The following is a 12711-nucleotide window of genomic DNA, read 5'->3' as shown; positions in this document are numbered from 1 at the left end:
GACGACCTCCCCCATCACCGGGGCAAGGACGAAGAGTGCGACGGCGGCTCGCCTGGACGAATCCACGCCGTAACATTATCAGAGTAGCCACTCCATTAACTAGGATGTAGCGGTGCCCCGTCCAGTCGACCCGCAGCGATATCGCGCCCGCCGCCTCGTGATCATCGACGCCGGTCTGACCGCCTTCGCCGAGCACGGCTACGCCGGGGCCACCACCGCGGTCATCTGCCGCGCCGCGGGGATCGGATCGGGCACGTTCTTTCACTACTTCCCCACGAAGGACGCACTGCTGGTGGCGATCCTCGAACATGGCACAGGAGAAACCCGCGAGTTCTTCGAGCAGGCGGCCGATCCGCCCGATCCTCTGCGCGTGGTCTTCGACTACGTCGAGCACGCCGCATCCGGTCTGCGAGACCCCCGGGCCGCTGGATTCATCTCCGTCGTCGGCGGGCTCACCCATCGGCCCGAGATCGCCCGCGCGCTGCGTGCCGACGACGAAGCCGCCCGTGCCGGGCTGAGGTCCAACGTGCGTGCCGCGCAACGGGATCAGCGTGTCCGTGTCGACATGGACGCCGAACGGCTCGCCGAGTGGATCCTGCTGCTGCTCGACGGTTTTGCAGGCAGGGTGGCCGCCAGCGACGACTTCGTCGCCGAACGGGAGACGCGAACACTGAACGAACAGGTGGCATCCCTGCTCGGCAATTGACCCCAACGCGACGAAGACACCGTGGAGCGCTCTCGAGCCGACTAAGTTGGCCGGCATGATCCGGGTGTGGCTAGTGGCGACGGTCTTGGTCGTCGTGTTGATGGGCTGTCAGCACGCCCGGGAGGCACGGGCCGACGACGTCGAGTTCCATCTCAATGAGGCGTTCGCCCTAGCTGGCGGGCAGGACGCGGTGATCACCGGCGAGAACCTGCGTCTGCACTTTGACGAGGTGTTGGAGGACTCTCGCTGTCCAGCGCAGGTCGAATGCGTGTGGACCGGGCAGGCGCGGATAGCCGTCGTCGTCCAAGCGGCGGGAAGCACGCCAATCACGGTGGCGTTCAACACCAACCCAGCTCCCGGTCAGAATGCGCAGACCGCCCAGGTCGGTGAATACGAGATCACGCTGTTGTCACTCGAGCCGTACCCACAGACCCCCGAAGACGCCATTGCCCTCGAGCAGTATCGGGCCACGTTGGAGGTAAGTAAGAACGCGCCGTAGGCGACCGCGGTCTTTCGCGCCGAGGTTCAGGTCGATGACATCCCGACGGTCGAGAATTGATCTCGGTGTCGGCAGAGCGGGAGACGTTCAGATTGCAGTGAGGGTCGTGGTCCGCGCCGCATCACGACCCTCAGCTCAATCTCGACGAGATCACCTGAGCTGACGTTCCGTTGGCGGTCGGTGAGACTACCGTAATGACGGTGACCAGCACCGTCGACTGGAGGACTCCGTGACCGAACACCCGGACATCGTCATCGTCATGACCGACGAGGAGCGTGCGGAGCCGCCGTACGAGTCTGCCGACGTGAAGGCCTGGCGCGACCGCACGTTGACCGGTCGCCGCTGGTTCGACGAGCACGGGGTGACCTTCGGCCGTCACTACACCGGCTCGCTGGCCTGCGTGCCCAGCCGTCCGACGATCTTCACCGGCCAGTACCCAGACCTTCACGGCGTCACCCAAACCGACGGCATCGGCAAGCGTTTCGACGACTCCCGGCTGCGCTGGCTGCGGGCCGGCGAGGTGCCCACCCTTGGCAACTGGTTCCGCGCCGCCGGGTACGACACCCACTACGACGGCAAGTGGCACATCTCGCACGCCGATCTCCAAGACCCGGCCACCGGCGAATCGCTGGCCACCAACGACGACGACGGCGTGGTCGACCCGGCGGCGGTGAAACGGTACGTCGACGCGGATCCGCTTGCCCCGTACGGCTTCTCCGGCTGGGTCGGGCCCGAACCACACGGAGCGTTGCTGTCCAACAGCGGTTTCCGCAGGGACCCGTTGATCGCCAACCGGGTGGTGGCTTGGCTCGAGGACCGGTACGCGCGACGCCGCGCCGGTGACCAGGACGCGCTGCGACCCTTCCTTCTGGTCGCCAGCTTCGTCAACCCGCACGACATCGTGCTGTTCCCGGCGTGGCTGCGGCGCAACCCATTACAAGCCTCACCACTGCATCCGCCGCACGTTCCCGCGGCGCCAACCGCCGACGAGGACCTCGCCACAAAACCGGCCGCGCAGATCGCGTTCCGCGAGGCGTACTACTCCGGTTACGGCCCAGCGCGGATCGTCAGCCGCAGCTATCGGCGCAACTTGCAGCGGTATCGCGACCTGTACTACCGGCTGCATGCCGAGGTCGACGCGCCGATCGACCGGGTGCGCCGGGCGGTCACCGACGGCGGATCGGAAAACGCAGTATTGGTGCGCACCTCCGACCATGGCGAGCTGCTCGGTGCGCACGGCGGGCTGCACCAGAAGTGGTTCAACCTCTACGACGAAGCCACCAGGGTGCCGTTCACCATCGCCCGCATCGGTGATGGCGCCACCGGGCCTCGGCTGGTGACCGCGCCGACATCGCACGTCGACCTGGTGCCGACGCTGCTCGGGGCGGCCGGAGTGGACGTCGACGCCGTGGCCGCCGAGCTTGCCGAGTCCTTCTCCGAGGTACACCCGCTGCCGGGGCGCAACCTGATGCCGGTGGTGGATGGGGCGTCCGCCGACGAGGGTCGGGCGGTTTACCTGATGACACGCGACAACGTGCTCGAAGGCGACACGGGTGCTTCGGCGACGGCACCTCAGCTCGGCCGTACGGTGAATCCGCCTGCGCCGCTGCGCATCAAGGTTCCCGCCAACGTCGCAGCCAACTTCGAGGGGTTGGTGCTGCGGGTCGAGGAGTCCGAAGCGCCCGGCAATCCCCCGTCACTTCGCTCGACCCAAGGCGGTGCGGGGCATCTATGGAAGCTGGTGCGTACCTTCGACGATCCGGCCACCTGGACCGAGCCTGGCGTGCGCCATCTGGCCGCCAACGGCAGGGGCGGCGACGCCTACCGGACCGATCCGCTCGACGACCAGTGGGAGCTCTACGACCTCACCGCCGATGCGATCGAGGCGGACAACCGATGGACCGATCCCGGCCTGCACGAGCTGCGTCAGCACCTGCGGACGGAACTCAAGCAGGCACGAACCTCGGCGGTGCCGGAGCGCCATAACCCATGGCCGTACGCCGATCGGCGGCCGCCGGTGGATGAGCCGGGTTTCGTGCGCCGGGTGCTGGGGCAGTTTGGGTTGTAGGCGATGCCGTCTCGTTCCGAACAGTCGCCCGACCGCCGTCGCGCGGTGCGCAGCGATGCCCTGTTCAACCGCGAGAGGATCCTGGCCGCCGCGGCGGACACCATCGCTACGCGCGGCCCCAACGTGCCACTGGCCGAGATCGCCCATGCAGCAGGCGTTGGCGTGGGAACTCTCTATCGCGGCTTCCCGGATCGCACGGCGCTGATGCACGCGCTCGCGCTCCGGGCATACGAGCTCGTGATCGGGGTTCTCACCCGCATCACCGAGAACGGACGCACGGGCGCGGACGCCGTCGAGCAGTTCTTGCTCGAGAATCTGGAGTTGGGTGACCAGCTCGTGCTTCCGTTGCGCGGGGCGCCGCCGCTGACCGACCCGGCCGCCGTCGCCGCCCGCAAGCAGATAAACGACGCGCTGGAGCGGTTTCTCGACGAGGGGCGCATCGCAGGAACGGTTCGCGCCGACGTCAACGCGACCGACGTCATCATGTGTGGCGCCATGTCGACTCAACCGCTGCCCCATGGTCCGAACTGGGCGGTCGTGGCGAAACGACACATCGCCTTGTTCATGGGTGGTGTGCGCACCTTGACCGAACCTCTGCCCGGGCCCGCCGTGACCAGCCGCGACATCGAGACCCACTTCACGAACCACAATCGCTGAGCTCACACTCTGGCACATCCGCGCTACACTTAAGCGGAATATTTCGTCCGATTAAGCGAGGGCCCAGATGAGCATGGCCTACCTTGCCCAACCCGACCAACAGCAACAGCTGGAGTGGCTGGACGGCGGCACCCTGGCGATCCTGTTGGACGGCAAGGCAACCAACGGACAGTTGATGATTGGGCGGTTCGACGTGAGCGAGGGCGAGGCTCCGCCGTACCACAAGCACACCCGTGAAGACGAGGTCTTCATGCTCATCAAGGGCACGGCGCTGCTGTGGTGCGATGACGAGGAGATGGAGCTGTCCGAGGGCGGAATCGTCTACCTGCCCAAGGACGTTCCCCACGCCTACCGCATCACCTCGAAGCGGGCCGACCTCCTCATGATCAACACCCCGGCAGGCATCGAGGGCATGTTCCGCTTTGCCGGCCGCGACAAGGCAACGCCGCGTCCGGAGGGCTTCGAGATATCCACCGACCGAATGACAGAGGCCTCGGAGAAGTTCGGCAACGTGATCCTCGGACCACCGCGCTAGCCGGTCCGAACCGCACGACACGCTGATCACCACGACCGTTGGCACCGAGAACGCCATTCGTGGTTACCTCGAGATGACATGACTCGACGTTTCACGCTGTCCGTTCTGATCTGTGCACTGGTTCTCGGCTCCACCGGTTGTTCGCTGTTCTCCAGCAGTGGACCCGACGACGCCTTCCATGCGTTTGCCGACGCCCTGCAACGCCGGGACGGCAGCGCCGCGGCGACGAGCACCACTGACTCCGCCTCCGCCACCCCGGTGATCACGGCGATGTTCGACGGCATGGGCAAGGACGCGACGGTGGCCGTCAACGTCGTCACAGCGGGCGACGACGACAACCCCACCGCCAAGCTCGACTACTCGTGGTCGTTCGGGCCGGGACGCACCTTCGCCTACGAGGCCGACGCGACGGCCGTCAAGGCCGGCGACGACTGGCACGTCCAGTGGTCGCCGAAGGTGTTGCACCCCAAGTTGGCGCCCGGCATGACATTTCAGTTCAGCGACGACAAGAACTTCCTCACCCCGGTCCTCGACCGTGATGGACAACCGCTGCTGTCCTGGCAGACCATCGGCGTGGTCAACCTCGCGCGCGCTCACCTCGCCTCCGCCGACGCACTGGCAGAAGCCGTCCGGCAATTCGACGACACCACCACGGCTGCGTCGATCAACGACCAGTTCAACGCCACCCAGGACGACACCGTCACGGTGATCAAGCTGCGGGACCAGGACCTGGCGCAGGTCAAAGATCAACTAGCGCAGATTCCCGGCGTCACGGTGAACGAGCAGGGTGCATTGCTCACCGCGAATCCCGACCTCTCCTCGCCCGCCATCGACGGCCTACAAGCCTTGTGGCAGAAGGCGATCGACTCGACCTCGGGTTGGTCGGTGAACCTGGTCGACGACAAGGGCGCGCCGACCGAGGCGCTGGCCACGACACCACCCGGCGACACCAAACCGATCCGCACGACCCTCGACAACCGGCTGCAGTTGCTCGCACAGCAGGCCGTTGCGACCGAACCCCGTCCGACGGTGCTCGTTGCCATCTCCCCCGCCACCGGCGGCGTTCTGGCGGCTGCGCAGAACGCGGCCGCCAACGCACAGGGACCCATCGCGTTCACCGGCGTCTACCCGCCGGGCTCGACCTTCAAGACCATCACCACCGCCGCCGCGATGCAGGCCGGACTGGCCACACCCGACACTCCGGAGGCATGCCCGGGCCGAGTCACCATCGAGGACCGAACCATCCCCAACGAGGACGAGTTCGACCTCGGCACGGTGCCCTTGTCATCGGCGTTCTCGCACTCGTGCAACACGACGATGGCGGCGCTGGCCGACAAGCTGCCAGCCGACGCCCTTCCGAACATGGCGAAGCTGTTCGGGATCGGCGTCGACTACGTGATCCCCGGCCTCACCACGGTGACCGGCCGGGTACCGAACGCGGACACCCCGGCGCAGCGGGTGGAGAACGGGATCGGGCAAGGCACCGTGACCGTCAGTCCGTTCGGCCTCGCCGTCGCCGAGGCCAGCCTTGGGCACGGATCGACGATCGCACCGACTCTGGTCGTCGACGAGAAGACCACCATCGACACCCCGTCGGAACAGATTCCGCCCGCGGTCGTGGACAACCTGCGCGCCATGATGCGCCAGACCGTGACCGACGGAACGGCGACCGAACTGCGCGACATCGACGGCCTCGGCGGAAAGACCGGAACCGCCGAGTTCGGCGACAACACCCATTCGCACGGCTGGTTCGCCGGGATCGTCGGCGACATCGCCTTCGCGACGCTCGTCGTCGGTGGCGATACGTCCGAGCCTGCGGTCAAGGTGTCCGGCGAGTTCTTGCGCCCAGCGCTCGCGGGCTGACGTCACGTGCCGGTCAATGGCCGTGTTGGCGCCCTTCAGCGGCGTTGTCCCGATAGGTTGACCCGAACCGTCGCGCAGACGCGACGCCGATCCGGAGATCCTTGATACATGCGAGTCGACGGGCGCGAAGTCGCCGTTTCGGGCAGCTTGCTGCAACCGCTCGCCCGGCGGACCAACGACATCCTGCGCCTGGTGTTCGCGACCGTGTTCCTCGCGGCCGTCATCACGAGCTCGCTGATCACCCGCAACGACTGGGTCGCGCTGGAGAAGTCGATATCCGACATCGTCGGAGTGCTGACGCCCACCCAGTCCAACGCGGTGTATCTGGTGTACGGCATCGCGATCCTTGCGCTGCCGTTCGCGATCCTCATCGGCCTGATCATGGGCAGGCAGTGGAAGCTGCTCGGCGCGTACGCGGCGGCCGGGCTGAGCGCCGTGCTGGCGCTGTCGATCACCGCCAACGGCATCGCCGCGCCGCAGTGGCACTTCGACCTGTCCGACCGGCTCAACACGTTGCTTTCGCAGTTCCTCGACGATCCCCGATGGATCGCAATGCTCGCCGCGGTCCTCACGGTGTCGGGCCCCTGGCTGCCCGCTCGATGGCGGCGGTGGTGGTGGGCGCTGTTGCTCGCCTTCGTACCGATTCACCTCGTCGTCAGCGCCGTCGTACCCGCGCGCTCACTGCTCGGGCTGTCCGTCGGCTGGTTCCTCGGGGCGCTGACCGTCCTGCTGGTCGGCACCCCGGCTCTGGAAGTGCCGCTCGCCGGGGCGGTACGGGCGTTGGAACGCCGGCGGGTCGCCGTGTGCCGGATGGCGGTGGTGCGGCCCGCTGGCCCCGGTCCGCTCATCCTCTCGGCGGAGACCGACGGCGACGCATCGGATGTCGTCCTCGAGCTCTACGGACCCAACCAACGAAGTGGCGGGGCCCTGCGGCAACTCTGGCGAAAGCTGTCGCTGCGCAACGACGAAACCGCTCCGCTGCAGACCTCCATGCGTCGCTCCGTCGAGCACCGGGGACTGATGGCCATCGCAGTCGGGGACGCCGGCGTGGCCAACACCGATACGGTGACGGTGACCACGCTCGACCGCGGCTGGATGTTGTACGCCCACAGTCCCGCGAGCGGAACGGCCATCGATGAGTGCTCGCAGCAGACGCCCGTCGACCAGGTCTGGAAGTCACTCGGCGTCCTTCACGATCACCTGATCTCCCATGGCGATCTGCGCAGCCGCGAAATCACCGTCGACGACGGCAAGGTTCTGTTCGGTGGCTTCGGCAACGCCGAATACGGCGCGTCGACCATCCAGCTGCAGGCCGACGTCGCCCAGTTGCTCATGACGACGAGCTCGATCTACGGCGCCGGACCGGCGGTGGCCGCGGCGATCGAGACCTTCGGTAGGGATGCGGTGCTCGCTGCATCGAGCAGACTGACGAAATCAGCCATGCCGCAACGGCTCCGGGAGTCACTCAGCGACGCCAAGACCGTCATGTCGGCTACCCGCGACGAGGTGAAGCGGCAGACCGGTGCCGACCAGATCCACGCCGAGACGATCACCAGGTTCACCCGATACCAGCTCATCCAGCTGGTGCTTCTGGTCGCGCTGGTCTACGTCGCGTACCCGTTCATCAGCACCGTACCCGCGTTCTTCGTCGAACTGCGCACGGCGAACTGGTGGTGGGCCCTGCTGGGGCTTACGGTGTCGGCGTTGACGTATGTCGGTGCGGCAGCAGCACTCTGGGCATGCGCGTCGGAGACGGTGAGCTTCAGGAACCTGACCATCATGCAGGTGGCCAACACCTTCGCCGCCACCACCACACCGGCCGGCGTCGGCGGTCTGGCGCTGAGCACCAGGTTCCTGCAGAAGTCCGGGTTGGGTGCGCTGCGCGCCACCGCCGCGGTGGCTCTGCAGCAGACAGTGCAGGTGATCACCCACGTCGCGCTACTGATCTTCTTCACCGCTTTCGCCGGTGCGTCGGCCGACCTGTCGCACTTCGTGCCGTCGACCACCGTGCTCTACCTGGTCGCGGGCGCAGCACTGGGAATCGTCGGTGCGTTCACGTTCGTGCCGAAGGGGCGCCACTGGCTGGGGACGGCCGTCCGTCCCCGGTTGAAGGAGGTGGGCGGCGACCTCGTCACGCTGGCCCGTGAACCCAAGCGACTCGGGCTGATCGTCCTTGGCTGTGCCTCAACGACTCTCGGCGCAGCCTTGGCGTTGTGGGCCAGTATCGAGGCGTTCGGCGGCAATACGACGTTCGTCACGGTGACGGTCGTCACGATGGTCGGCGGGACACTCGCCTCGGCGGCACCGACCCCAGGCGGCGTCGGCGCGGTCGAGGCGGCGTTGATCGGTGGCCTGGCAGCCTTCGGATTGCCCGCAGCGATCGCGGTGCCCTCCGTGCTGCTCTACCGCGTGCTGACCTGCTGGCTGCCGGTGTTCATCGGCTGGCCGGTGATGCGCTGGTTGACCAAGAACGACATGATCTAACCGGCAGTTAGCCTTTCGGTAGGGCTTCGGCCACCGCCGTCAAGGCGGCCAAGTGGTCGTCGACCGTCTCCAGACCCGCGCCCATGGTGTTGATCGAGATGTGGGATGCGCCGCCGTTGACCCACTTGTCCACCTTGGCGAGAACGTCGTCGGCGCTGCCCTGCCACTTGACCCACGCCTCCATGCCGAGGTCCTTGGGATCCCGGCCCGCGTCCACGGCAGCTTGATCCACCACTTCGCGCGCTGCGTCGAGTGCCGGGCCGGGCACGACCATGGGGAACCAACCGTCGGCGATCCGGCCCGCACGCTCGTAGCCACGTGTCGAGCCGGCGCCGATCCACACCGGAATCGGACGTTGGACGGGCAACGGCGCAAGCCCGGCTCCGGTGACGGTGTGGAACTTGCCGTCGAACGTCACCGACTCTTCGGTCCACAGCCGGCGCATCAACTCGATCTGTTCCTCTGACCGCTTGCCGCGATTTCCGAAGTCCTCACCGAGCGCTTCGTATTCGACTTTGTTCCAGCCGATGCCGACGCCAAGTCGAAACCGGCCCGATGACAAGAGATCGACCTCGGCGGCTTGCTTCGCGACTAGGACGGTCTGGCGTTGCGGAAGGATGATGACGCCTGTCACGAATTCGAGCGAGCGCGTGATACCGGCAAGGAAGCCGAACAACACCATGGGCTCGTGGAATGTGGTCTGCACGTCGTAGGGGCCGTTCCAGCCGGTGTGCACCAACGGGTCGGCGCCGACGACGTGGTCGAACGCCAGTACGTGTCGATATCCCAGCGCCTCGACTTGTTCGCCGTAGGCGCGCACCGCACCGACGTCGCCACCCAGTTCCGTCTGGGGGAACACCACGCCAACCTGCATCCGCCGACCTCCAGTCGCGTAGGGAAGAACTGTAGCTGCAAACTCCCAGCCGCGATCAGGCATTCCGTTCGCCACTCTGGGCTGGGTAGCCGAATCCTCGAAATGGTTGCACGACCGTACTAGTCTGTGAAGGTGTCAAACCCCATGCAACCGGCCGCGGTAGTCCACGCAGACGAGGTCGCCGCGCTTCAGGACGTCAGCCTCCGACTGACGAGGAAGTTGCGCAAGAGGTCCCAGACCGAGCTCACGATGTCGCAGATCTCGGCGCTGTCCACCATCCAACGACACGGCCCGCTGCGGGTCGGCGACTTGGCGCGGCGCGAGCAGATCAGCAAGTCCTCGGTGACCCGGCTGGTGGCGAGGCTGGAAGAGACGGACTATCTGGAGCGCAGGGTCGACCCGGAGGACGGTCGTAGTTTCGTGGTGGTCATCACCGCCCACGGTCATGATCTACTGGCCGCGTCCCGCCAGCGTGCGAACGAGTTCCTGGCCCATCAGGTCGGGCGGCTCTCCGAGGACGATCGGCATGCCATCTTCGCCGCGTTGCCATCGCTCGAGCGGCTGGTCACGCTCTCGTAATCCTGTTCCGCCACCGAGCGTTTCGCTTGCAGGTACACGAAGCACGCCAGCGCGGCCAGGGCGGTGCCGAGCCCGCCGACCATGCAGGCGACGCGCGGGCTCGAGTGCTCGCAGATCCAACCGATGATGGGGCCTCCGATCGGCGTGGTACCCGCGGTGGCCAGGACGAGCAGAGAGATGACCCGCCCCCGCATCTGAGGGTCCGCGTAGAGCTGGAGCAATGCGGTGGCGGTCGCCCGGAACGTCACGCTGAACGCGCCAACCCCGAACAGCAAGACGTAGGCGACGCCGAGGGTGGGTGCCAGTCCGAGGAGGACCAGGAATGCGGCGAAGACGCATCCGTTGATGATCAGCCTGCGCGAGCCCGGCTTGAGGAAGCCGGCGAGGGCCACTCCGCCCAGCACGGCGCCAAGACCCATGCTGGTGAAGGCGAACCCCACGATGCGCGCATCGCCGTGGAACACGTCACGGGTCAGCGTCGGCAGCAAGACGTTCCAGTTGTAGGCGAGTAGACCCGCCACGGTCATCAGCGCCAGGGCGGCGGCCAGTTTGGGGCGCCCGGCGACGTAGCGCAGCGTGCCGGTGAGGTTGCCCATGGCCTTGAAGGTGGCGACGGGGCCGACGGGTACGTGCGGCTTGATCAGCAGCAAAGCCACGACCACCGGCAGGTAGGAAAGTGCGTTGATGAAGAACGCCGCCGAGATGCCGACCGAGGAGATCAGAATCCCAGCGATCGCGGGACCGGCGACCTTGCCACTGTCCTGGATGATGCCGTTGAACATGACGGCGTTGGTCAGCGTCGCGGGAGTGGCGATGTCGTTGACGACGGTGAGCCGGGCAGGCTTCTCCACCGCGTCGAACAGACCTTGAATCAGCGCTGCCAGCAACACGATCCAGACCTGAACGAGGTGCAGCTGGACGAGCACTCCCAAGGCGAGCGCAGGCAGCGTCGCTCCGATGGCCATCCACAGCAGAATCGTGCGCTTGTCGAATCGATCGGCGAGCGCCCCGCCGACAGTGGTGAACAGCAGGGTCGGGAGCTGCTGCATGGCAACCGTGACACCGAGCAACACCGGCGAGTTCGTCAGCTCGAGCACCAGCCATCCCTGGGCGAGTTTCTGCATCCAGGTGCCGCTGACCGAGATCGCCTGACCGACCGCGAACCGGCGATAGTCGCGTACGCCGAGAGCCGAGAATGTTGAGGTCAGGTAGCGCTTCACCGCGACCCCAGACTCAACGACCCTGCCTCCTAGTACGCTTACTCAACTAATGTACTACGCTTAGCGTACTAATTGGTAAGCGGGTGGGCGGCCTCAGCGGATGGCCGGTGCAGCGCGGGGCGTCGCGTAGACACCCTTCCCCGTGACCAGCGGCAGGTCGAGCGTCGTCCTGATTCCTGCGGGCGCGGCGACCACGGCGGGAATGGCGTTTACGATCCGCCCCGCTGCGGCCACGATGGCTGCATGGTTGTGGTCACCCTTGCGGCTGGTCGGGCAGATGTGCACGGCGTAGGACGGCTCGCCGACGATCTCGACGCGATATGAACCGCCGGGCTGCGCGGGTTGAAGCCAGTCCGGGCGCAGGTCCTGCCGCAGGCGGGTGACGTGCTCGACGACGATCGCGGGGTGCGCCCCGACCATGCCGCGGATTTCGAAACGCAGCGCGGCTTGACTCCCCTTGGGGATGTGGCCGGCGGCGACGTCGAACGCCACTGGCGCGGGCTCGCGTTCGTAGGATTCGGCGATCTCGTCGAGCTCGATGCCGAGTCCGGCTGCCAACTGACGGATCGCCGAGCCCCATGCCATCCCCAGCATGCCCGGCTGTAGCTGCAGCGGAACCTCGTCGAGTGGTTTGCCGAACCCCATCACGTCGAACATGACGGTGGCGCCGTCATAGCTGGCGTAGTCGGCGATCTCCGTGCAGCGCACCTGCTCGATCCTCTGACAGGTGGAGGCAAATGCAAACGGGATCAGGTCGTTGATGAACCCCGGATCCACACCCGTGATGAACAGGCTCGAGTTCGCCTGGCGTGCCGTGTCTTCCAACGGTGCGATGTACTCGTCCGGCAGGACGTGCCACGGATACTGCAGCGGTACCGGCGCAGAACCGACCACGTTGATACCTGCGGCCAAGATGCGTTTGACGTCCTTCATCGCCCGGCCCATTCGGTTGTCGGCCATCGCGCAGTACACGACGCATTCGGGGTCGGTCGCCAGCACGGCGTCCAAGTCCGTCGTGGCCGTGATCCCGGTGGAATCATCGAGCCCGGCAAGCTCGCCCGCGTCCTTGCCGACCTTGGCCTCCGACGACACGCAGAGGCCGGTGAGCTCGAACTGCGGATTGTCGATGAGTCCGGCCAGTGCCAGCCGCCCGACGTTTCCGGTACCGATGTGAGCGACTCGGATTGCCATGGAGAGCTCCTCGTGAATCAATTTGGACAGTTGTC

At 66.5% G+C, this 12711-nt stretch carries 11 protein-coding genes; 8 read left to right on the top strand and 3 right to left on the bottom strand.

The window, feature by feature from the left end; genetic code table 11:
* The first annotated feature begins 112 nt into the window (after positions 1-112).
* The 7 genes from HNP02_RS43815 (at position 113) to HNP02_RS26265 (ending at position 8812) form a co-directional block, all read left to right on the top strand.
* Entirely contained in the window at positions 113-706 is a 594-nt protein-coding gene (locus tag HNP02_RS43815; RefSeq protein WP_221318055.1) for a TetR/AcrR family transcriptional regulator, read from the top strand.
* A 55-nt stretch (positions 707-761) separates the two neighbouring features.
* Entirely contained in the window at positions 762-1205 is a 444-nt protein-coding gene (locus tag HNP02_RS26290) for a hypothetical protein (RefSeq protein WP_184443574.1), read from the top strand.
* Between the two features lie 229 nt (positions 1206-1434).
* Entirely contained in the window at positions 1435-3273 is a 1839-nt protein-coding gene (locus HNP02_RS26285) for a sulfatase-like hydrolase/transferase (RefSeq protein WP_184443573.1), read from the top strand.
* A gap of 3 nt (positions 3274-3276) precedes the next feature.
* Entirely contained in the window at positions 3277-3930 is a 654-nt protein-coding gene (locus tag HNP02_RS26280; protein WP_184443572.1) for a TetR/AcrR family transcriptional regulator, read from the top strand.
* Between the two features lie 67 nt (positions 3931-3997).
* Positions 3998-4465, top strand: a complete 468-nt coding sequence (locus tag HNP02_RS26275; RefSeq protein WP_184443571.1) for a cupin domain-containing protein — start codon at positions 3998-4000, stop codon at positions 4463-4465.
* A 78-nt stretch (positions 4466-4543) separates the two neighbouring features.
* Positions 4544-6328 (top strand): penicillin-binding transpeptidase domain-containing protein, encoded by a 1785-nt coding sequence (locus HNP02_RS26270; protein ID WP_184443570.1) that lies wholly within the window; start codon positions 4544-4546, stop codon positions 6326-6328.
* A 108-nt stretch (positions 6329-6436) separates the two neighbouring features.
* Positions 6437-8812 (top strand): lysylphosphatidylglycerol synthase transmembrane domain-containing protein, encoded by a 2376-nt coding sequence (locus HNP02_RS26265; protein ID WP_184443569.1) that lies wholly within the window; start codon positions 6437-6439, stop codon positions 8810-8812.
* A 7-nt stretch (positions 8813-8819) separates the two neighbouring features.
* On the opposite strand, the gene HNP02_RS26260 is transcribed toward HNP02_RS26265, so the two are convergent.
* Positions 8820-9686 (bottom strand): LLM class F420-dependent oxidoreductase, encoded by an 867-nt coding sequence (locus tag HNP02_RS26260; protein ID WP_184443568.1) that lies wholly within the window; start codon positions 9684-9686, stop codon positions 8820-8822.
* A 132-nt stretch (positions 9687-9818) separates the two neighbouring features.
* On the opposite strand from HNP02_RS26260, the gene HNP02_RS26255 reads away from it, so the two are divergent.
* Positions 9819-10265, top strand: a complete 447-nt coding sequence (locus HNP02_RS26255; protein ID WP_184443567.1) for a MarR family winged helix-turn-helix transcriptional regulator — start codon at positions 9819-9821, stop codon at positions 10263-10265.
* Here HNP02_RS26255 and HNP02_RS26250 read toward each other — a convergent pair.
* Together HNP02_RS26250 and HNP02_RS26245 are read right to left on the bottom strand one after the other, a co-directional pair.
* A complete protein-coding gene (locus HNP02_RS26250; protein ID WP_184443566.1) occupies positions 10181-11485 on the bottom strand; it encodes an MFS transporter in 1305 nt (434 codons plus the stop codon). The two genes, HNP02_RS26255 and HNP02_RS26250, sit on opposite strands and share 85 nt — an antisense overlap.
* Positions 11486-11578: 93 nt before the next feature.
* Positions 11579-12676: a diacylglycerol kinase gene (locus HNP02_RS26245; protein WP_184443565.1), complete on the bottom strand. Its 1098-nt coding sequence runs from the start codon at positions 12674-12676 to the stop codon at positions 11579-11581.
* Positions 12677-12711 lie beyond the last annotated feature (35 nt).

The organism is Mycobacterium sp. AZCC_0083, assembly GCF_014202335.1.
Classification (GTDB): domain Bacteria; phylum Actinomycetota; class Actinomycetes; order Mycobacteriales; family Mycobacteriaceae; genus Mycobacterium.
Note: the sequence above shows the minus strand (reverse complement) of the source record. Positions and strands in the feature narration are given on the sequence as shown.

Excerpts from the sequence above, each read along its gene's own strand:
- HNP02_RS26290 (WP_184443574.1), top strand. The coding sequence starts at position 762 with ATGATCCGGGTGTGGCTAGTGGCGACGGTCTTGGTCGTCGTGTTGATG.
- HNP02_RS26280 (WP_184443572.1), top strand. The coding sequence starts at position 3,277 with ATGCCGTCTCGTTCCGAACAGTCGCCCGACCGCCGTCGCGCGGTGCGC.
- HNP02_RS26275 (WP_184443571.1), top strand. The coding sequence starts at position 3,998 with ATGAGCATGGCCTACCTTGCCCAACCCGACCAACAGCAACAGCTGGAG.
- HNP02_RS26270 (WP_184443570.1), top strand. The coding sequence starts at position 4,544 with ATGACTCGACGTTTCACGCTGTCCGTTCTGATCTGTGCACTGGTTCTC.
- HNP02_RS26265 (WP_184443569.1), top strand. The coding sequence starts at position 6,437 with ATGCGAGTCGACGGGCGCGAAGTCGCCGTTTCGGGCAGCTTGCTGCAA.
- HNP02_RS26260 (WP_184443568.1), bottom strand. The coding sequence starts at position 9,686 with ATGCAGGTTGGCGTGGTGTTCCCCCAGACGGAACTGGGTGGCGACGTC.
- HNP02_RS26245 (WP_184443565.1), bottom strand. The coding sequence starts at position 12,676 with ATGGCAATCCGAGTCGCTCACATCGGTACCGGAAACGTCGGGCGGCTG.